Source organism: Actinoallomurus sp. NPDC052308, assembly GCF_040679195.1.
Taxonomy (GTDB): Bacteria; Actinomycetota; Actinomycetes; order Streptosporangiales; family Streptosporangiaceae; genus Actinoallomurus; species Actinoallomurus liliacearum.
Genome location: NZ_JBFAUM010000046.1, coordinates 24,264 through 43,292, shown reverse-complemented (window position 1 = coordinate 43,292; position 19,029 = coordinate 24,264). Strand labels below are relative to the sequence as shown.

At 73.4% G+C, this 19,029-nt stretch carries 17 protein-coding genes; 5 read left to right on the top strand and 12 right to left on the bottom strand.

Annotation, left to right across the window (positions count from 1 at the left end):
• Positions 1-37 precede the first annotated feature (37 nt).
• Both sigJ and AB0L00_RS43950 read right to left on the bottom strand, forming a co-directional pair.
• Positions 38-955, bottom strand: coding sequence for an RNA polymerase sigma factor SigJ (sigJ, locus tag AB0L00_RS43955; RefSeq protein ID WP_364443847.1), 918 nt, complete (start codon positions 953-955; stop codon positions 38-40).
• A gap of 78 nt (positions 956-1,033) precedes the next feature.
• A complete protein-coding gene (locus tag AB0L00_RS43950; protein WP_364443845.1) occupies positions 1,034-2,284 on the bottom strand; it encodes an MFS transporter in 1,251 nt (416 codons plus the stop codon).
• 64 nt (positions 2,285-2,348) lie between these two features.
• Here AB0L00_RS43950 and AB0L00_RS43945 point away from each other — a divergent pair, with 64 nt between their 5' ends.
• A complete protein-coding gene (locus AB0L00_RS43945) occupies positions 2,349-2,735 on the top strand; it encodes a MerR family transcriptional regulator (protein ID WP_345363205.1) in 387 nt (128 codons plus the stop codon).
• 5 nt (positions 2,736-2,740) lie between these two features.
• Here AB0L00_RS43945 and AB0L00_RS43940 read toward each other — a convergent pair whose 3' ends face one another.
• On the bottom strand, positions 2,741-3,301 hold the full coding sequence (locus AB0L00_RS43940; protein ID WP_364443843.1) for a hypothetical protein: 561 nt from the start codon (positions 3,299-3,301) through the stop codon (positions 2,741-2,743).
• Between the two features lie 164 nt (positions 3,302-3,465).
• Here AB0L00_RS43940 and AB0L00_RS43935 point away from each other — a divergent pair, with 164 nt between their 5' ends.
• Both AB0L00_RS43935 and AB0L00_RS43930 read left to right on the top strand, forming a co-directional pair.
• Positions 3,466-4,101 carry a PadR family transcriptional regulator gene (locus tag AB0L00_RS43935; protein ID WP_364443842.1) on the top strand — a complete coding sequence of 212 codons (636 nt, stop codon included), beginning with the start codon at positions 3,466-3,468 and terminating at the stop codon, positions 4,099-4,101.
• A complete protein-coding gene (locus AB0L00_RS43930; protein ID WP_364443840.1) occupies positions 4,098-5,564 on the top strand; it encodes an FAD-dependent monooxygenase in 1,467 nt (488 codons plus the stop codon). Before AB0L00_RS43935 ends, AB0L00_RS43930 begins: the two co-directional genes overlap by 4 nt.
• A gap of 170 nt (positions 5,565-5,734) precedes the next feature.
• On the opposite strand, the gene AB0L00_RS43925 is transcribed toward AB0L00_RS43930, so the two are convergent.
• Together AB0L00_RS43925 and AB0L00_RS43920 are read right to left on the bottom strand one after the other, a co-directional pair.
• Entirely contained in the window at positions 5,735-6,010 is a 276-nt protein-coding gene (locus AB0L00_RS43925) for an isoamylase early set domain-containing protein (protein ID WP_345363197.1), read from the bottom strand.
• Between the two features lie 122 nt (positions 6,011-6,132).
• Complete coding sequence (locus AB0L00_RS43920) at positions 6,133-7,365, bottom strand: cytochrome P450 (protein WP_364443837.1); 1,233 nt, start codon at positions 7,363-7,365, stop codon at positions 6,133-6,135.
• A gap of 169 nt (positions 7,366-7,534) precedes the next feature.
• Between AB0L00_RS43920 and AB0L00_RS43915 the strand changes: the two genes are divergently transcribed.
• Positions 7,535-8,353, top strand: a complete 819-nt coding sequence (locus tag AB0L00_RS43915; RefSeq protein ID WP_364443835.1) for a hypothetical protein — start codon at positions 7,535-7,537, stop codon at positions 8,351-8,353.
• Between the two features lie 52 nt (positions 8,354-8,405).
• Here AB0L00_RS43915 and AB0L00_RS43910 read toward each other — a convergent pair whose 3' ends face one another.
• The 6 genes from AB0L00_RS43910 to AB0L00_RS43885 form a co-directional block, all read right to left on the bottom strand.
• The gene (locus AB0L00_RS43910) at positions 8,406-11,687 is read right to left on the bottom strand and encodes a BTAD domain-containing putative transcriptional regulator (protein WP_364443833.1); all 3,282 of its coding nucleotides are present in this window, start codon (positions 11,685-11,687) and stop codon (positions 8,406-8,408) included.
• 91 nt (positions 11,688-11,778) lie between these two features.
• The gene (locus AB0L00_RS43905) at positions 11,779-12,552 is read right to left on the bottom strand and encodes a helix-turn-helix domain-containing protein (RefSeq protein ID WP_364443831.1); all 774 of its coding nucleotides are present in this window, start codon (positions 12,550-12,552) and stop codon (positions 11,779-11,781) included.
• Entirely contained in the window at positions 12,549-13,859 is a 1,311-nt protein-coding gene (locus AB0L00_RS43900) for a cytochrome P450 (RefSeq protein ID WP_364443829.1), read from the bottom strand. Before AB0L00_RS43900 ends, AB0L00_RS43905 begins: the two co-directional genes overlap by 4 nt.
• Positions 13,860-13,927: 68 nt before the next feature.
• Positions 13,928-14,692 carry an alpha/beta hydrolase gene (locus AB0L00_RS43895; protein ID WP_364443827.1) on the bottom strand — a complete coding sequence of 255 codons (765 nt, stop codon included), beginning with the start codon at positions 14,690-14,692 and terminating at the stop codon, positions 13,928-13,930.
• Positions 14,638-15,303, bottom strand: coding sequence for an ATP-binding protein (locus AB0L00_RS43890; RefSeq protein ID WP_364443824.1), 666 nt, complete (start codon positions 15,301-15,303; stop codon positions 14,638-14,640). Before AB0L00_RS43890 ends, AB0L00_RS43895 begins: the two co-directional genes overlap by 55 nt.
• A gap of 362 nt (positions 15,304-15,665) precedes the next feature.
• Complete coding sequence (locus AB0L00_RS43885; RefSeq protein WP_364443822.1) at positions 15,666-17,069, bottom strand: FG-GAP and VCBS repeat-containing protein; 1,404 nt, start codon at positions 17,067-17,069, stop codon at positions 15,666-15,668.
• 144 nt (positions 17,070-17,213) lie between these two features.
• Here AB0L00_RS43885 and AB0L00_RS43880 point away from each other — a divergent pair, with 144 nt between their 5' ends.
• Positions 17,214-18,005, top strand: coding sequence for a 3-hydroxybutyrate dehydrogenase (locus AB0L00_RS43880; protein ID WP_364443820.1), 792 nt, complete (start codon positions 17,214-17,216; stop codon positions 18,003-18,005).
• A gap of 56 nt (positions 18,006-18,061) precedes the next feature.
• Here AB0L00_RS43880 and AB0L00_RS43875 read toward each other — a convergent pair whose 3' ends face one another.
• A complete protein-coding gene (locus AB0L00_RS43875; RefSeq protein WP_364443818.1) occupies positions 18,062-18,844 on the bottom strand; it encodes a polysaccharide deacetylase family protein in 783 nt (260 codons plus the stop codon).
• Positions 18,845-19,029: the final 185 nt, after the last annotated feature.

Genomic DNA, 19,029 nt, shown 5'->3' with positions numbered 1-19,029 from the left:
GCCGGCCTCGTCGAGGCCGGCGGCGCGGACGAGACGGTCAGAACCGGACGCCGGGCAGCTTGTCGGGGTTGCGGATCCCGTCGATCGCGGTGATCCGGCCGGCGTCGACGGTGAACGCCATGACGGTGAGCACGCCGGACGGGTCCAGCATGATGAGCCCGGGCGCGCCGTTGACGTCCGCGATCCGTACCTCGACGGACGGCTGGACGATGAACCCCACCAGCAGGCGCGCGACCTGCTCGGCGCCTCCCTCGACCCGGCTCACCGCCGGGACCTTGCCGCCGCCGTCGCCCCGCATGGTGACGTCGGGGTCGAGCACGCCCACGAGCCGGTCCAGGTCGCCGCCCTGACAGGCCGACAGGAACGCGGAGACGAGTTCCCGCTGTTCGTCGTACGTCGGCGGGAACCGCGGCAGGCCGTCCTCGACGTGCTTGCGTGCCCGCGAGGCGAGCCGGCGCACCGCCACCGGCGTGCGGCCCACCACGCCGGCGACCTCGTCGAAGGGAATCCCGAACACGTCGTGCAGCAGGAACGCCGTCCGTTCCGCCGGAGACAGGCGCTCGAGCACGACCAGCAGGGCCATGCTCACCGTTTCATCGAGCGTCACCCGATCGGCGGGATCGTCCGCGTGGGCGTCCCCGACCAGCGGCTCGGGCAGCCACGGACCGACGTACCGCTCTCGCCGGACGCGCGCGCTGCCCAGCGCGTCCAGGGCCAGCCGGCCGACGGTGGTCGTCAACCACGCGGGCAGCTCACGGATCGTGGACGGGTCCTCGAGCCGGCGCAGCCGCAGCCACGCGTCCTGCACGCAGTCCTCCGCCTCGGCCAGGGACCCGGTGGTCGCGTACGCGACGCTCAGCAGGCGCGGCCGTTCCGCTTCGAAGGCCCGGGCGAGGTCCTCCTGCGTCCACCGGCCTCCGGCGGGCATGTCACCGTTCCTCGGCGCTCCGGTCACGACCGCTCTCCTCCAGCCACGGCGAATCTCATGTTCCAGTGACGACATACCGCGCCGAAGTGTGACATGAGGGTCGGCTCACCGAGGATCCGGCACGGCCTCCCGCGAGCCGGCCGGCGGAGCCGAGGCCGGGTGGCCGTCCCGGAAGCCGTGGGCGCGGGCCGCGAGCACCACCAGCAGGACCGGCGCCATGAGCACGAGGACACTCCAGGGGAACGACCCCGGGCCGGACCGCGCGAGCAGGAGGCCGCCGACGATCCCGCCGCCGGCCATGGCGACGTTCCACAAGGTGACGAGCATGGCCTGGGCCGCGTCACCCTGCTCACCGCCCGCCTGGCCCGCGGCGGTCTGCAGGAGGGTCGGAACGCCTCCCCAGCCGAGGCCCCACAGGGCGCTCGCCGCGTACACCGGCGCGGGATCGTCGGCGAACAGCGCGAGGACGGTGGCCGCCAGCGCGACCAGGAGCGTGGCGGCGATGGTGAGGGTGCGCAGCCGTCGGTGGATCTGTACGCCGACGACCCAGATGCTCACCAGGGACGCGATACCGAACACCAGCAGCACCAGGTCGGTCGAGTCGCCCATTCCGTGCCGGTCGAGGAACGTGGCGATGTAGGCGTAGAGGATCGTGTGGGCCAGGACGAAGACCAACGTGACGACCAGGACCGCCGCCACACCGGGGACGCGGAGCGCGCCGAGGATCGGAGTCCGCTCGTGCTGCCGCAGGCCGGGATGGTCGGGAACCGACGCGGTGATCCACGCGATGAGGACGACGGTCAGCGCGGTCATGCTCCAGAAGGCCGTCTGCCAGCCCAGCGCCTTCCCCACGAAGGTCCCGGCGGGCACGCCCAGCGACAGGGCGATCGGGATGCCGGCCATGGCGATGGCAAGCGCCCGGCCCTGAAGGTGAGCGGGGGCCAGACGGCGGGCGTACCCGGCCAGCAGTGCCCACGCCACGCCCGCCGCCACCCCCGCCACGAAGCGGGCCGCCATGGTCAGGGGGTAGCTCGTCGAGACGGCCGTGACCGTGTTGGCGACGGCGAATCCCGTCATCGCGGCCAGCAGCAGCCGCTTGCGCCGCCACCCCGCCGTCGCGGAGGTCAGCGGGATCGCGGTCGCCGCCGTGGCGAGCGCGTAGACGGTCACCAGCTGTCCGGCCGCCGACTCGCTGACGTGGAGGTCCGCGCTGATGCCGGGCAGCAGACCGGCGGGGAGCGTCTCGGTCAGGCTGGTGATGAACACGGCCGTCGCCAGCGCCAGCAGCGGGGACAGCGGGAGGCGCCGGCCTTCGGCGGCCGGATCGGCAGATGGGGATGCGTGATGGAGGGACATGCCCGTATGCTCAAACCTTCACATTGATGTGACGGTCAACTCGGGACCATGTGAGGTGGCGCACATGCGCATCGGGGAGTTGGCGGAACGCACGGGCACGTCGAGGCGGCTGCTGCGCTACTACGAGGAGCAGGGTCTCATCGTCTCAGCGCGCTGCGCGAACGGCTACCGCGACTACGATCCGCGCTTCGTCGACCGGGTCATCCAGATCAGAGGGCTCCTCGACGCGGGCCTGCCGACGCGGATCATCAAGCAGATCCTGCCCTGCCTCGACAAGCCGAGGTCCATCCACTTCCCGGACGCGACCCCGGAGATGCTCGCGACACTCGAGCGCGAACGCGACCGGATGACCGAGCGCATCACCTGCCTGACCCGCAACCGGGACGCCATCGCCGAGTACCTCGATGTGGTCCGCGGCGACGCCCCTTCCGCCGCCGACGCGGCGTCCTGACGACCTCAACCCAGGCGCGCGATCCTGCGGCGGCCGGACGCGCGGGGCCTCAGCCGGGCGACGGGGAGCAGGTTCTCGCTACGCAAAGCGTACCGCTCGTCGAGTGACGCGCTGCTGAGCAGGCGTGCGGTGAGCTCCCTCCGCTCCACGCCATCGGCGACCGGCAGGACCTCGGCCCGCACCTCGCGCGCGGTCGGCCCGGCGTCGATCCCGGCCCGGAGCCGTGCCGCCTCCGCGTCGCCGTCCGCTCCGTCGGTGACCACGGCGACGGCCGTACGGGAGCCGCCGTCCTCGACCTCGAACGTGACGTCTTCGGCGCCGCACAGGTCGCGCACCCGGTCCGACGCGACCTCGGTGGCGCGCACGAGGACGACATAGTCGTCGCCGTCCCGCAGGTGGTCCACGGCGACCGGATCGAGCTGCGGGACCTCGTCGATCTCCGTCAGGCGAGCGGTCGGCGTGCCGTCGAACCGGTACGGCAGGACCCGGCCGCGGGACACCCGGAACGCCACCCGGTTGACGGCTCCGATCACGTGGATCGCCACAGCGTCCAGCAGATACCCCATACGGCGTCCATCCGGCTCGGCGGCCTCCACTGTAGCCCGGCCCGGCCCGAGGCTCCATGTGCCGCGTCGACGAACGGCGACGGCGCTCGGGCCGCGTCGGCGGATTCGCCATCGATGGCCGACGCCTTATAGTAGGTTCCGGCTATTAGGGGGCGGTGATTCTGATGGCGAAGCGAAAGATCTCCAACACACTGGCGCTGGCCGTGCTGGGCCTGCTGCAAGAGCAGCCGATGCACCCGTACGAGATGGCGTCCACCCTGCGGGAGCGGCACAAGGACAGCAGCTTCAAGGTCAACTCCGGGTCGCTGTACGACACGGTCGAGGCGTTGGTCCGGCATGGCTGGATCGAGCCGGTGGAGACGGCGCGTGAGGGCAGGCGGCCGGAGCGGACCGTGTACGCGCCCACCGAGCTCGGCCAGCGCGAATTCGTCCGCTGGATCGACGAACTCCTCCGCACGCCCGTCGCGGAGTACCCCAAGTTCATGGCCGCGGTGTCCTACCTCGGCGCGCTCGGTCCCGACGGGGCGGCGGAGGCACTGACCGAACGGGCCGGGCATCTGGAGCGGCGGATCGAGGAGACGAACACGGTGCTGGCCGACACGGTCGGCTCCGGCCAGGTCCCTCGGCTGTTCATGATCGAGGTCGAGTGCGCGCTGCACGCCTGGGAGGCCGAGTTGGCCTGGACACGGCGGACCATCGCGGAGATCCGCGACGGCAGCCTGTTCTGGCCCGAGGTCGAGCGAACCGAACAGGGATGGACCTGGTCCGCCTCCACAGACCGGAAGGGAACCACCCGATGACCGAGGTGTTGATCGTCGGAGCCGGTCCGGCCGGGCTGTTGCTCGCCGTTGAGCTCCGGGTCGCCGGCGTCGACACGGTCATGGTCGAACGCCACGCGCAGCGGCCGGGCTTCTGCCGGGGCTTCAACCTCAACGCCCGCGCCCTGGACCTGCTGGCGCGGCGCGGCCTCGCCGACAAGTTCATCGGCGAGGGCTGGCAGGTCCCGCACGCCCCGTTCTCCGGCCTACCGGTGACGCTCACCCTCGCGGGCGCGCATACCGACCACCCGTACTCGCTGGGCATCCCGCAGACCCGGGTCGAGGAGATCCTCGAGGAGCACGCCCTCGACCTCGGAGCCGACATCCGGCGCGGACACGAACTGCGCGCCCTGGAACAGGATCCCGAGTCCGTCACCGCCACCATCGCCACCGGCGACGGGGAGTACCGCGTCCGGGCGGCATACCTGGTCGGTTGCGACGGCGGCCGTAGCACCGTCCGCAAACAGGCCGGCATCGACTTCCCCGGCACCGAGGCGACCCGCTTCACCCTGCTCGGCGATGTCGAGCTCGCCGATCCCGACGCGTTGCCGTTCGGCGTGACCACCGGCCCCGGCGGGGCCGTGTTCGTCATTCCCCGCCCCGGCTACGTCAGGGTCATCACCTCTGACGGGCGGCCTCCCGCGGACAAGGACGCCCCGGTCACTCTCGACCTGCTCCAGACCGCCGTGGATGACGCGCTCGGCCGCCACGTCGAGCTGCGCGCCGCGCGCTGGCTGACCCGGTTCGGCGACGCCGCCCGGCAGGCGGCCGAGTACGTCCGGGGCAGGGTCATCCTGGCCGGTGACGCCGCGCACATCCATCCGCCGGCCGGGGCGATCGGGGTCAACGTCGCCCTGGACGACGCGTTCAACCTCGGCTGGAAACTCGCCGCCACCGTGCGCGGCACCGCGCCGGCGAACCTGCTCGACAGTTACCACGCCGAACGCCACACCGCCGGCGCGCAGGTGCTGGCCAACACCCGGGCCCAGGTGCTGCTCGGCGACGCCGACGATCGGCTCGCGCCGCTCACCGACCTGCTCACCCGCGTCGCCGGCCACCCCGCGGGCAACCGCGCCTTCGCCGAGACCATCACCGGACTGGACACCCGCTACGAGATGCGCCCCGCCACCGACCATCCCTGGCTGGGCCGCCTGGCGCCCGACCTCGCCCTGACCACGGACGCCGGCCGCACGAGCCTGGCCGAGTTGCTCGCCTCGGGCCGTGGCCTGCTGCTCGACCTGACCGGCGGAAGCGCCGTCCGCGAGTCGGCCGCAGGGTGGGCGGACCGCGTCGACATCGTCCCCGCGACCTGCCCCGACCAGCCCGACCTCCACGCGATCCTCCTGCGGCCGGACGGTCACACCGCCTGGCTGCGCACCGCCGACCACGACGACGCCGACGGCCTCCACCAGGCGCTGCGACACTGGCACGGCGCAGCGGCCTGACCCGCGAGCCGGCTTCTTGATCGACGCCTTCCGTGATCACTGGCATCCACTGACGATAGAGAGCAGCGATTGCCAGTGATCTCCCACGCGTAGCGAGGGTGCTGAGCGACGACCCCGGGCGGCCGGGACGGCTGCTCGGGGTCGTGGTCGAGGCGGTGAAGGAGGTGGGGTCAGACCTCGATCAGGGAGCCGTGCTCGTCCCTGCGGTCGGCGGTCTCGTCGTCGAACCACACGCCGCCGGTGGCCAGGTAGCGGAACCGGTGGACGCCGGGGGAGAGGATCACCGAGACGGTGCGCCTGCCGTGCCGCCGCCTGATGAGCTCGTGGCGGCCGGGCTCCCAGTCGTTGAAGTCGCCGACGACGCTGACGACGCCGTCCGGCTGGTCGGGGGGAAGGCTGAAAGTGACACGGGTCTTGCGGCCGAACAGCCGCGAGCGCCTGAGCATCGAGGTCCTCGCACAGGTGTCGATCAGAGGGGGACTCACAGCATGGCGCGCCCGAAGACGGACGGCGCGGACGACACGGCGTGTAACGCAGAATTCACGTATTTGATCCGCTGTGTGCGGCCTCAGAAGGCGCAGGGCAGCCGGCTGATCCCGTTAATGAAGCTCGTACGCTGCCGGACGGGCGGCGCGGTGGCGTGCAGGGCGGGCAGCCGGGTGAACAGCTCTCGCAGCAGCACGGTCATCTCGCGGCGGGCGAGGTGCGCGCCGAGGCAGAAGTGCGGACCGGGCCCGCCGAACCCGACATGGGGGTTGGGCGTCCGGGTGATGTCGAAGACGTCCGGGCGGTCGAAGACGGCCTCGTCGCGGTTGGCCGAGTTGTAGTACAGGACGACGCGGTCGCCGGCCCGGTAGGTGTGCCCGAGCAGGTCCACGTCGCGGGTGACGGTGCGGCGCATCCAGGTCACCGGCGTGGCGTACCGCACGACCTCCTCGACGGCGCCGGGCAGCCGGGTGTCGAGGTCCTCCATCAGCAGCGCCCGCTGGTCGGGGTGGTCGGTGAACAACGTCAGGGCGTGGCTCAGCGCCGTGCGGGTCGTCTCGTTCCCCGCGATGACCAGGAGCCCGAAGAACTTGCCCAGCTCGCGTTCGGTCAGTGACTCGCCGTCGACGTTCGCGGTGACGAGGGCGGTGACCAGGTCGTCAGCCGGACGTGCCCGGCGTTCCCCGGCGAGCTCGCCCATCAGGCGGTGCAGGTAGGCGAACCGCTCGGCGACCATCGAGACCCGGTCCTGCCCGTCGGGGCCCACGTAGTCGGGGTCGCCCACCCCGATGATGAGGTTGGTGGCGTCGATCACGCCGTCGTACTCCGACTCCGGGATTCCCATCATCGCGCAGATGATCGTGAGCGGCAGCGGCATCGCCACCTCGGTGACGAAGTCGCACGGCCCGCGCTCGACCAGCCGGTCCACGATGTTCCTGGCGACCAGCGCGACGTCGTCCTCGAACTTTTTGATCATCCGGGGCGTGAAGGCGCGGGAGACGATCCGGCGCAGCCGCGCGTGCCGGGGGTCGTCGATGCTGATCATGGATCCGGTGAACTCGCTCAGGAGGGGTGGCGGGTCGTCGAGACTCGTCGCGGTCGGCTCCGAGCTGAAGACCTCCGGATTCCGGCTGACCTCGATGATCTGCTCGTGCCGGGTCAGCGCGAAGAACCCGTTCACCGGCTGTGCCGCGTCCGGCGCGTAGTCGACGAACACCGGACGCCCGGTGGCCCGCAGCGCCGCGAACGCCTGCTCGCGCTCGGCCTGCGGCCGCCCCCAGAACTCCAGCCGCGCCAGGTCCGCCCCGTACGTCATCGCTCATCGCTCCCCGGGTCGCCGATCCGCTGACACCCACGGTAAGGCATTGTTGTTGTCACTGTCATCGATCCCGCTTCGTCCGGGTTTTACGGAAAGGGCCGCTCGGTTACCTGGACGTCACGGCGCCGACCGCAGGGCGCAACGCGGGTTCCGCAGAGTGGCCCCCATGGGATTGAAGATCAGGAACGGCCGATCGACCGACCGTGTCGGTGCCTCCCACGGTCACGGCAGGCGGGCCTGGCGGCGGGAGGCCGTCGAGTTCGCGGCGCTGTTCGTGGCGGCGGGCATCGCGCACCTGTTCTCCACGGCGCTGGGCCATCGCCGGTCCGGCGCCCTCATGCTCGTCGTGCTCGGCGGTGTCCTCTGCGCCATCGTGTCGGCGCACATCTGGCTGACGCACCGGCGTGACCACCACGGGCGCCCCTCGCCCTCGCGAACCGGCCCCGCACCGGAGGCCGCTCTGCCGGCGGCGCGGCTGTGGCGGGTACGGGCGCGGGTGCGCGAGACGCCGGGACAACTCGCGGCGCTGGCCGCCGCCACCGCCGCGCTCGGCGGCAACATCCTGTCGCTGAGCACCCAGCCCGACACCGACGGAACCGTCGACGAACTCCACGTCCAACTGCCGGAGCCCGTCACCGCGCCCACGCTGGTCGACGCGCTCACCGCGGCGGGCGGCCGGTCGGTGCGGGTCCGCCCGGCCACCGTGCGCGAACTCGTCGATCCGGTCACCCGCGCGCTCCTGCTGGCGTCCTGGGCCGGCGAGGACCCGCATCGGCTGCCGGTCGCCCTGGCAGCGCTGCTGGAGGCCCGTCTCGTCCCGAACGCGGGGGACCGGACCGAACGGGAGACGCTGTCCCTCACCACCCCGACCGGCGACCGGATCCGGCTGCACCGGCCCGGCCTGCCGTTCACCGCGACCGAGACCGCACGCGCCCTGGCCCTGCTCGGCCACGCCCACCGGCCCACGCCGGCCCGGCCCGCCTGAACCCACCGCGCTCAGCCGCGCACGGCCCGCTTCGCCTCGACGGCGACCGAGCTCAGCCGCGTACGGCTTCGGCCAGCCGGACGACCTCTTCCAGGCAGTCGGCCGGGGATGCGGAACCGCCCTCGGCGTACGCGGCGGCGAACTCCGCCTCCGGGAGCGCGGCGCGGACCCGGGCCGTGGCGCGGTCGACGTGGTCGCGTTCGGCGGGGCCGGCGGTCAGCCCGGAGGACCGGCGGAGCGCGGCCGCCGTGCCCAGCAGGCGGGCGGCCCGGGCGGGGTCGCCGGCGAGGCCGAGCGCGCCGGCGGCGCCTTCGAGGGCGCCCGCCGTGTCGCGGGGCGCGCCCATCCGCAGCGCGGCGGCCAGGGCGTCCCGGTGGAACGCCAGGGCCGTGGCCGCGTCGCCCCGGTGCTCGGCCACGAAGCCGAGGCCCGTCTGCAGCATCGGCAGGTGCAGCGGCGGCGCGGCGTCGGGGTCGTCCCGGGGCACCGCGCGCAGCAGGGTCTCCAGGTGCTCCTCGGCGACGTCGAGGTCGCCCTCGCGCAGGGCCGTGTAGCCCAGTGTGGTCCGCGCGAACACGGCGGCCGGCTGGTGGCCCTGTTCGAGGGCGAGCCGCAGCGCCCGCCGCCCGTACTCGCGTGCCGACGGGTACGCGCCGCGCATCATCGCGGTCCAGCCGAGCCAGGCGAGCCGTACGGCGACGTCCGGCCAGAGCCGCAGTTCCTCGGCCGCGGCCAGGCCCCGCCGCTGCAGTCGCTCCGCCCGCTCGTGGTCGCCGGTCAGCTCGGCCAGGGCGCCGAGCCACTCGGCGGCCTGCAGTTGCCCCCAGCGGTCACCGAGCCCGGTGAAGAGGCGCGCCGCCCGTTCGGCCTCGCCTTCCAGCACCGCGAGTTCGCCCCGGGCGTGCGCGTACTTCGCCTTGAGGATGAGCGCGGCCGCCCGCCCCCACCGGTCGCCGGCCGCGTCGAAGCCGGTGAGGGCCCGGTCGAGCAGTTCCTCGCCCGCGGCGGGATCCTCGACCTCGCCGGCGGTGAAGGCCAGGAACCACTGCGCCCGCGCCGTCACCGCCGGGTCGTCGTCGGCCGTGAACAGCTCCAGCGCCGCCGCCCTGCGGGCGGCCCAGTCGGTCCGGTCGCCCTGCAGCAGGGCCAGGCCGGCGCGCCACGCCAGGGCCCTGGCGCGGTGCGGCCGCGCACGGCCGGAGTGGTCGAGCGCGAGGGCCGCCTCGAGGGACCGCCGCGCCTCGGTCAGCCTGCCGCGCAGGAACCAGTACCACGCCAGCGCGTTGACGAGGCGCAGCGCCGACTCGGCGTCCCGGTCGGTCACCGCGCCGTCGAGCGCGGCCCGCAGGTTGGCCGCCTCGGCGTCGAGGACGTCCAGCCACCGGGCCTGGTCGGGCCCGTAGAGGTACGGCTCGGCGCGCTCGGCCAGCTCCGTGTGGTGGCGACGGTGCCGGCGGCGTACCCGCTCGTGCTCGCCCGCCTCCGCGAGCCGGTCGGCGCAGTAGGCGGCCACGGACTCCAGCAGGCGGTAGCGCGGCCCGTCGTCGCCGTCCTCGGCCATGACGACGAGCGACCGGTCGACGAGGCGCACGAGCAGGTCGAGCACCTCCTCGGCGGGCAGGTCGGGGCCGGAGCAGACGGCCTCGGCGGCCTCCAGCGCGCAGCCGTCCGCGTGTACGGCGAGCCGGCGCAGGACCGTGCGCTCCGGGTCGGACAGCAGCTCCCAGCTCCAGTCGATCATCGCCATGAGGGTCCGCTGCCGCTGTGGCGCGCCCCGGTGGCCGGTGGCCAGCAGCCGGAACCGGTCGTCGAGCCGGGCGACCAGGCCGTGCACGCCCAGGGCCCGCATCCTCGTCGCGGCCAGTTCCAGGGCGAGCGGGATGCCGTCCAGCCGCCGGCAGAGCACGGCGACGGCCGGCGCGGTGTCCGCGTCCAGCCGGAACCCGCGCGCCGCCGCCGTCGCCCGGTCGACGAAGAACCGCACCGCGCTGAACTCCGCGAGCGCGGCCGGATCCGCCTCGTCGGCCCGCGCGGGGATCCGCAGCGGCGGCACGCTCCACACGACCTCGCCGGTCAGCCCGATCGGCTCGCGGCTCGTGGCGAGGACGCGCAGGCCGGGCACCGCCCGCAGCAGCCGGTCGGTCAGCTCGGCCACCGGCTCGATCAGGTGCTCGCAGTTGTCCAGCACCAGGAGCAGCCGCTGCGCCGAGAGCGCGTCGGCGAGCCGGTCGACCGGCGCGACGGGGCGCCCCTCGCCTGCGGCGTCCCGGACGTCGAGCGCGCGCAGCACCACGTCGGCCAGTGCGTCCGCCGCCTCACGCACGGTCCCCGACGGCCCGGACACGCCCGCCAGCTCCACGAGCCACACGCCGTCGGCGAAGTCGTCGACCAGCCGGCCGGCGGCCTCGAGCGCCAGCCGCGTCTTCCCGACGCCGCCCGGCCCGGTGAGCGTGACCAGCCGGTCGGTGGCCAGCCGGGCGCGCACCGCCGCGAGGGCCTCGTCGCGGCCGATCAGCTCGCTGGCCGGCGCGTGCAGGTTGGTCCGCGGCCGGCGCGAGGCGCCGGCGCGCGGGGGCTGCGGCGCCTCCAGGGCGGGGTCGTGCTCGAGGATCGCCTGGCGCAGGGCGACCAGGTCCGGACCGGGATCCAGGCCCAGCTCGTCGGCGAGTTCGGCGCGCAGCCGCTCGTAGCTCTCCAGGGCCTCGGTCTGCCGCCCGCCGCGGTACAGGGCGCGCATGTGCGCGGCGCGGAGGCGCTCCCGGAGCGGATGCGCGGTCAGCAGGTCGCCGAGCTCGCCGACGAGCGCGCCGTGCTCGCCGAGGGCGAGCCGGACCTCGGCGTGGTCCTCCAGCGCGGTGAGCCACTGTTCCGTCAGCCGGGCGGCGGTCGCCTGCGCGAACGCCTCGTCGGCGAAGTCGGCGAGCGCCGGGCCCCGCCACAGCGCCAGCGCGCCGGCCAGGGCCGCCGCCGTCTCGGCGGGCTCGGCGGCCGTACGCGCCCGGCGGGTCAGGGTCTTGAACCGGTGCGCGTCCAGCCGGTCGTCGTCGACCGCGATGAGGTATCCCGCCGGGCGGGAGACCACCAGGGTGCGCGCTCCCGGCTCGGCGTCCTCCAGGACGCGCCGCAGCTGGGAGACCTTGGCCGACAGCGCGCCGGCGGGATTGCCGGGCAGCCGGTCGCCCCAGAGGTCGTCGATCAGCCGGTCGGCGGGGACGGGCCGTCCCGCGTGCACCAGCAGATCGGCCAGGAGCGCCCGTACCTTCGCCCCGGGCACCGGCACCGGCCGCCCCTCGTCGGCCCACACGGCCAGTGGACCGAGCATCCCAAAGCGCATGAGCGGCACGATAACCGCAGACCTCCGGTCGTGCCCTCATCCGGGCACAGGTCGGAGAGGCAGAGCAGGCGCCATGCTCGGGATCCGACGGTCAGAGCAGGCGGGCGATCTCGCTCGCCGCGGTGAGGACGCGCGGTGCGATCGCGGACTCGTCCTGCACTCCGATCTTCACCACGCCGATGCTCGCCTGGGCGGGCCGCCCCTTCGTGACGATCGGCGCGGCGACGCCCCACGCGCCGGACTGCAGCTCGCCGGCGGTGACCGCGTAGCCGACCCGGCGGGACTCGTCCACGATCGGCCGTTCGTCCGGATGGGGCGGCCGACCGGCGAGGATGGCGATTCCCGGCGCGCCACGGTCCACGGCGTGCCGCTTGCCCGCCCGGTACGCCACATGGAAGTCGGAGTCCCGCGGTTCGGCGACGGCCAGCACGACGACCTCTTCCTCGGCGTCCAGGACGCTGATGAACGCCGTCGCGCGGCAGTCGTCGGCCAGCGACTGGAGCGCTCCCTCGGCGGCGGCGCGCAGCCGGTGCTGGACGGCGGCGCCGAGTTCGACGATGCCGAGCCCCAGTGTGAAGCGCGTTCCGCTCCGGAAGACGAGGCGGTGGTTGCGCAGCGCGGTCAGGTGCCGGGCCACGGCGTTGCGATGCACGTCCGCGGCGCGGGCGAGCTCGCTGATCGTCATGCCGTCGGGATGGTCCCGGAGGATCTCCAGGAGCCGCAGGCCGGTGTCGATGGTCTTCGACCCGGTGGCGGGGGACGGCTGCGGCTCCGTGCCGGGGGACGCCGGCCCGGCGTCGGGGGAGGCCGGCGTGCCGGCGTGCGGGCGGCCGGGCGGCGCCGAGCGGTGCGGTCGGTCGGTCATCGCACGTCGCTCCGTCGTACGGGCGTGTAGCGGACGGGCAGGTGCTTGATCCCGGCGATGAAGTTCGACACCAGCCGCACGGGCGGCCCGGCGGGCTCCAGGTCCGGCAGCCGCCAGAGGAACTCGCGGTAGAAGATCCGCAGTTGCAGGCGGGCGAAGTGCGCGCCGAGGCACACGTGCGGGCCGTCGCCGAACGCCACGTGGTCGCCCGCCCGCCGGGCGACGTCGAACCGCTCCGGATCGGCGAACGCCCGCTCGTCGCGGTTGGCGGAGGCGTGGAACACGACGACCTTGTCCCCGGCGGCGATCGGGCGTCCCGCGAGCACGGTGTCCCGTACGGCGGTGCGGCGGAAGCTGAGCACGGGCGGATGCCAGCGCAGCATCTCGTCGATCGCCGAGTCGAGCAGTTCCGGCTGATCGAGGAGCCGCCGGTGCTGGTCCGGGTGGTCGAGGAGCGCCATGACCCCGCCCGGCAGGCCGGACCGTACGGTGTCGTTGCCGGCGATCACCAGCAGGAAGAAGAACATCGAGAGTTCGGGATCGCTGAGGCGCCGGCCGTCGACCTCGGCGGTCGCCAGCGCGGTCATCAGGTCGTCCGAGGGATCCCGGCGCTTGGCGTCGGCGAGCGTGTGCGCGTACTCGAACATGTCGGCCAGCATCGCGGGCGACCGGGGGTTCACCGGCCTGCCGTCCGGGCCGCGGGCGGCCTCGGCGTGGTCCGGGTCCTGGTAGCCGATCACCCGGTTGGTCCAGCCCAGGATCCGGTCGCGGTCCTCTTCAGGGATCCCGAGCAGGTCGGCGAGGTTCTGGATGGGGTAGTCGTCGGTGACGTCGACCGGCAGGTCGCACTCGCCGCGTTCGGCGATGTCGTCGACGAGCCGGCGCGCCCGGCGCTCGATGTCGGCCGCGAACCGTTCGACCCGGCGGGGCGTGAACACCTTGGCCGCGATCCGCCGCAGCCGGCCGTGCTCCGGCGGGTCGAGGTTCAGCATCATCCGGCGGATGAACGGCAGGTCGGCCGGGTCCGGGTCGCGGATCTGCGTCGCCCCGATCCACGAGCTGTACTCGGTAGGACCGCGCAGCACGCGGACGACGTCGGCGTGGCGGGTCACGGCCCAGAATCCCGGACCGGCCGGCCAGCCGCCGACCTCGTACTCCTCCTGCCAGTGCACCGGGTCCTCGTTCCGGAGCCGGCGGTAGGTCTCGTGCGGGACACCCCGCCCGTAGACGTTCGGGTCGAACACGTCGAGATCCGCGGCGGGTTTCGCCGGGACGGCGGCGGTGTCTCGTTCTTCGGCCGGCAACATGCCCCCTCGGATCCTCGGACGGCTGGAACGTTCCCGGGCGGCCGGTGTACCGGCGGCCCGGAGGGCGCTCAGGCGGCCAGGAAGCGCTCGATCTCGGCCACCAGCGCGAGCGGCGTCTCGTCCGGCGCGTAGTGGCCGGCGTCCTGGAACGTCACCAACTCGGCGTTGGGATACCACTCCAGCCACGTTCCCCGCATGACGTCGGCGGACAGCGCCGGGTCGTGCGCGCCCGCGATGACGAGCACCGGCGTGGTGTCGCCCACCACCTCCTCATGGAAGTCGGTACGGGCCCAGGCGTCCAGGTAGGCGCGGAACGCCGGGACCGTGGAGACGCGCAGCGAGTGGTCCACCATCTCGTCGAGCCAGGCGCCCGGGAGACGGCCGCCCGTGGTGAAGTCGATGATCGCCCGGCGGTTCCCGGCCTCGTCCGCCGCGCCGGAGAACAGCGCCCAGCCCTGCTCGTCGAACGGGACGCCGGAGGCGGGGACCGGCGAGACGCCGACCATCCTGCGGACCCGCCCGGGCGCGTCCAGCATCACCCGCTGCATCGCCGTTCCGCCCATCGAGTGCCCGACCAGCGAGAACTCGTCCCAGCCGAGCTTGTCGGCCAGCGTGATGACGTCGCCGGCGATCTCCGCGAGGGTGTAGTCGCCGGTGATGTCCCGGGCCTCTCCGTAGCCGCGGTAGTCCGGGAACGCGTACGTGAACGCCTCCCCGTTCAGATACGGCCGGATCTTGGCGAAGGCGTCGCGATCGCCGAACCAGCCGTGCAGCGCGATCACCCGATGCGGTCCGGTGCCGCAGAGGGCATGGGGAAGGGCGACGGGAGACATACCGGGTCCTGTTCTGTCGATGGCGGTACGGACGGGTCGGGCGAGACAGACGGCTCGGGCACGACGGGCGGTTCGGGCGCGACGGCGACGATGAGCTCCGGGCGCCGGGCGGTCGCCCGACCGGCGCGGGCGGGGTACTCCAGCCCGAACCAGACGTACTTGCCGCCGTGGTACCGGACGAAGCCCCACTGGTCGGCCTGGGCGTCGACCAGGAACAGGCCGCGGCCGCACTCGGCGACGAAGTCGGGCGTCCGCCGCACGGGCAGGGTCGGGTCCCGGTCGCAGACGGTGAGCCAGACCATGCCGTAGGCGACCCGGACGTTGACCCGGATCTCCTGGTCGCCCGAGGGTCCCGGGTTCGCGTGCTGGACGGCGTTGGTCACCAGCTCGCTGGTCAGCTCCGCGACCGTCGCCCGGTCGTCCGCGGGCAGCGCGAGGTCCCACGAGTCCAGCATGGCCGCGACCCAGTGCCGCGCGATGGAGGGCGCGAGGCGCGAGCCCGGGAGATCGCACCATCCGGACAGGCGGCGTCCGTCCCCGGGATCGGACGTGGCCGCCACGGCGTCGTTCCCCGGGGCGCCGGAAGGTCGCTGCTCCCGTGAATCGGACAAGAACTCGCGCTCCAGCCTGTGATGCCCGAATAGTGGGCGTGGTGGGCAAATTTTGGGCGTACGTCCCGGAGCATTGAGCGTCGAGGGCCTGATGTCAACGGAAACGTCGGAATACCCGGGAATTCGTTGGCGGCGTAGGCCCGCGCGGCGAACCGGTCCGGGTGTCGTTCCCCTCGCGGAACGACGCCGCCCCCATACGACACGGACGGTCGTACGGGGGCGGCGTCGTCGATCGGATCAGCGGAGCGGGCCGGCGGCGCGTGGTTCCGGCCGGTGCGGCCGCCCGTGGTTCTCGCCGGGGGACGGTGGCCGGCTCGGCACGAGGGGACCTCGCGTCCCGCGCGGCATGGGGACCGGCGGTCTCAGGGCAGCAGGACGCGGCCCAGCTGCGCGCGGCGCTTCGCGACGCCCAGGTCCGCCGGGGTGAGGGTGCGCAGGCCCGTGGTGGTGAGTCCGCTCCGGGAGCCGCGCAGCACCCAGAGGCCGCCCTCCTGGCCGTTCTCGCCGGGGGCGCCGGCGGTCAGGTCGGCCCGGCCGTCACCCGACAGGTCTTCCAGCGAGAGTCCGCCACCGAAGGCGTCGGCGGTCTCCGCGACGCCCGGTACATGCGCGGTGTTCTGGTCGAAGATCTGGGCGCCCTTGGCGGTGAGGCCACCGGCCGCGCCGCGCAGGATCGTGACCGCGCCGGCGTCCGCCACCCGGCCGACGTCCTCGCCGGGCGCGCCGACCGCGACGTCGGCCCGCCGGTCCCCGTCGACGTCGCCGACGGCGAGCACCGTGCCCCAGCCGTCGCGCGGTTCGGAGACGCCGGGAACGCCGGCGGTGTCCTGGGTGAACTTCTTCGGCGAGCCCAGCCCCGACGCGGTGCCGAGGAAGACGAGGATCCCCTCCGGCGGGTCGGAGGCGTCGCCGTCGCCCCCGCCGGCGGCGGCGACCAGGTCCGCCCGGCCGTCGCCGTTGACGTCTCCGGCGACCGCCACCGGCCCGATGCCGGAGCCCACCGCGGTGGGCGCGCCGAGACCGGCGGGCGACCCGCGCCGGAGTTCCGCGCGTCTCTCGACCTGCTCGCCGTCGATCGAGCTGCGCACCAGTACGACCAGGTCGGTGTACCCGTCACCGGTGAAGTCGCCCGCGACCGGGTTGATGGCGTCGACCTCGTCGCCCTTCGTCTGAACGGGGTAGGCGGTCGCGGTGACGGGCCGGTCGCGGACGTCGCGGAACAGGACGAGGGCGTTCGTGTCGCCCGTCACCGAGGACGCCAGGTCGGTGCCGCCGTCATGGTCGAAGTCCCCGACGGCCAGGTGCGGGGAGATCCACGCGCCCGGGCCCGACAGCGCGGTCGTGCGGCTGGTGAGTCCCTTCGCGCCGCCGTAGACGATGACGATCCGCCACGGCCGCCCGACCGTCACGGCGAGATCGGCGTACCCGTCGCGGTCGAAGTCGGCGGAGGCGACCGCGCCGCCGAACGCGTTGTAGGCGGAGGGCGAGCCAGGGATCCCCGGACTGTCCTGGGTGAGGGTCTGGCGGCGGGCCTTGTCCGGCCCCGACGCGCCGCCGTAGACGACGGTGACGAAACCGGCCTCCTCCTCGCCGGCCACCGTGCCGCCGGGGCTCGCCACCACCAGATCGCGCCGGCCGTCACCGTTGAAGTCGCCCGCCTTCGCCGGACGCGCGGAGGCGTGGGCCGGCGCGGCGACCGCCCCGGCGAGCCCGAAAGCGGTCACGACCACCGCGGCCCCCGCCGCGGCGGCACTGTGCGTCCTCACGATGAGTCCCCTTCCTCGCGGATGTCCACTCGGAGGACGCCGCAAGATCGCCGGGGGTTTACCCCTCCGGACCGGCCGCGTGACCCCTGGACTGCGCGGATAGGGTCGTGTCCGCACGGAGTGTTCCCGATCGAGGAGGAATGCGTGGTTCCGCCGAACACCTCGCAGCCGTCCCCGCAGTCGCCCGCCGGCCTGGACCTGTCCGGTCGCCGGGCCCTGGTGACCGGCGCGGCCGGCGGTATCGGCCTGGCGTGCGCCCGGCGGCTGGCGGCCGCCGGAGCCGAGGTCGTCATCGTCGACCTGCGCGAGGAGGAGGCCAAGGCCGCCGCCGAGGAGATCGGCGGCCGGGCGGTCGCGGCGGACCTGTCCGACGCCGCGGCGGTCGAGGCCATCGACTGTGACGTGGACATTTTGGTCAACAACGCGGGGCTGCAGCATGTCGCCCCGGTCACCGAGTTCCCCCCGGACGTCTTCGCGCGCATCCAGCGGATCATGGTGGAGGCGCCGTTCCGCCTCGCCCGCCGGGCACTGCCCGGAATGTACGACCGCGGCTGGGGACGGATCGTCGGGATCTCCTCCGTGCACGGCCGGATCGCGTCGCCGTACAAGGTCGCCTACGTCGCCGCCAAGCACGCCCTGGAGGGGATGACCAAGGTCATCGCGCTCGAGGCCGCCGAGCACGGGGTGACCGCGAACTGCGTCAGCCCGGCGTACGTGCGCACCCCGCTCGTCGAGCACCAGATCGCCGACCAGGCGGCCGCGCACGGGATGGAGCCCGACCGGGTCGTCGACGAGGTCATGCTGGCCCGGGCCGCGATCCGGCGGCTGATCGAGCCGGAGGACGTCGCCGAGATGGTCGCCTACCTCTGCTCGCCGCACGCCTCGATGATCACCGGGGCGTCCCTCACCATGGACGGCGGCTGGACCGCGCACTGACGGCCGACGGCGCCCGCGCGCGGTCGCGCGGGCGCCGATCGGGTCACATCGAGGGCTTACATGGGCGGGGCCGGGCCCGCGGTGGGCGATCCGAGGAAGGGCGGATAGCGGTCGCCGGGCACGAGATTGCCGCCGTAAAGCTCGGAGACCGTCACGAAGGCGTAGCCCTGTTTGGTCAGAGCGTCCAGAATGCCGGGTACGGCGTCCACGCTGGTCGGCCGGATGTCATGCATGATCACAATGTGGCCCGGCTTCGCGCCGGCGAGGACGCGCTTCGTCACCACCGCCGTGTTGCGGTCCTTCCAGTCCACCGTGTCGACGGTCCACAGGATCTGCGCCAGCCCCATCTGCTTCGCGATCTCATTGACCTGCTTGTCCGAGTATCCATAGGTCGGTCGCATCACCGTCGGCGCCGTGCCGGTCACCTGCAGGATGGCCTCCTGGGTGCGGATGAGCTCATCCTCGACCTTCGCCCGCGGGGCTCCGGTCAGCTTGGCGTGGTCGAAGGTGTGGTTGCCGATCTGGTGCCCCTCGGTGGCCTCCCGCTTCAGGATGTCCTGGTTGTTCGCCACCTGCTGGCCGAGGACGAAGAAGGTCGCGTGCGCGCCGTGCGCCTTGAGGATGTCGAGGAGCTTGGCGGTTCCGGTGACCGGTCCGTCGTCGAAGGTGAGCGCGATGCACTTGCGCACATGACAGTCGACCTTCGCCGGGGCCGCGGGCCGCGCCTTCGCGGCCCGGTGGGCGGACCGGTTCTCGTGCGACGATGAGCCGGCGAGGAGGAACACTCCCGCGCCCACCGCGCCGCCCACCAGTACGGCCGCGCCGAGGGCGGCGGGCATGATCCAACGCCGTTGCAGAAATCCACTTTTCTCGTTTTCATGGCTTTTATCGTTTTCGTCGTTCGTCACCTTTTGCCCCAGACTGAGCGACTTTTGGTCATGCGCAGGGTTCGGGGGGCGGCTAAGAACGGTCCGGAATATCGAGCCGAGCAGCGGAGACCGCGATGGCCACCCCCGTCGCGATA

Bases quoted from the DNA above. Each gene is read 5' to 3' on its own strand.
- AB0L00_RS43950 (WP_364443845.1), bottom strand. From the start codon at position 2,284: ATGTCCCTCCATCACGCATCCCCATCTGCCGATCCGGCCGCCGAAGGC.
- AB0L00_RS43945 (WP_345363205.1), top strand. From the start codon at position 2,349: ATGCGCATCGGGGAGTTGGCGGAACGCACGGGCACGTCGAGGCGGCTG.
- AB0L00_RS43940 (WP_364443843.1), bottom strand. From the start codon at position 3,301: ATGGGGTATCTGCTGGACGCTGTGGCGATCCACGTGATCGGAGCCGTC.
- AB0L00_RS43935 (WP_364443842.1), top strand. From the start codon at position 3,466: ATGGCGAAGCGAAAGATCTCCAACACACTGGCGCTGGCCGTGCTGGGC.
- AB0L00_RS43930 (WP_364443840.1), top strand. From the start codon at position 4,098: ATGACCGAGGTGTTGATCGTCGGAGCCGGTCCGGCCGGGCTGTTGCTC.
- AB0L00_RS43925 (WP_345363197.1), bottom strand. From the start codon at position 6,010: ATGCTCAGGCGCTCGCGGCTGTTCGGCCGCAAGACCCGTGTCACTTTC.
- AB0L00_RS43920 (WP_364443837.1), bottom strand. From the start codon at position 7,365: ATGACGTACGGGGCGGACCTGGCGCGGCTGGAGTTCTGGGGGCGGCCG.
- AB0L00_RS43915 (WP_364443835.1), top strand. From the start codon at position 7,535: ATGGGATTGAAGATCAGGAACGGCCGATCGACCGACCGTGTCGGTGCC.
- AB0L00_RS43910 (WP_364443833.1), bottom strand. From the start codon at position 11,687: ATGCGCTTTGGGATGCTCGGTCCACTGGCCGTGTGGGCCGACGAGGGG.
- AB0L00_RS43905 (WP_364443831.1), bottom strand. From the start codon at position 12,552: ATGACCGACCGACCGCACCGCTCGGCGCCGCCCGGCCGCCCGCACGCC.
- AB0L00_RS43900 (WP_364443829.1), bottom strand. From the start codon at position 13,859: ATGTTGCCGGCCGAAGAACGAGACACCGCCGCCGTCCCGGCGAAACCC.
- AB0L00_RS43895 (WP_364443827.1), bottom strand. From the start codon at position 14,692: ATGTCTCCCGTCGCCCTTCCCCATGCCCTCTGCGGCACCGGACCGCAT.
- AB0L00_RS43875 (WP_364443818.1), bottom strand. From the start codon at position 18,844: ATGCCCGCCGCCCTCGGCGCGGCCGTACTGGTGGGCGGCGCGGTGGGC.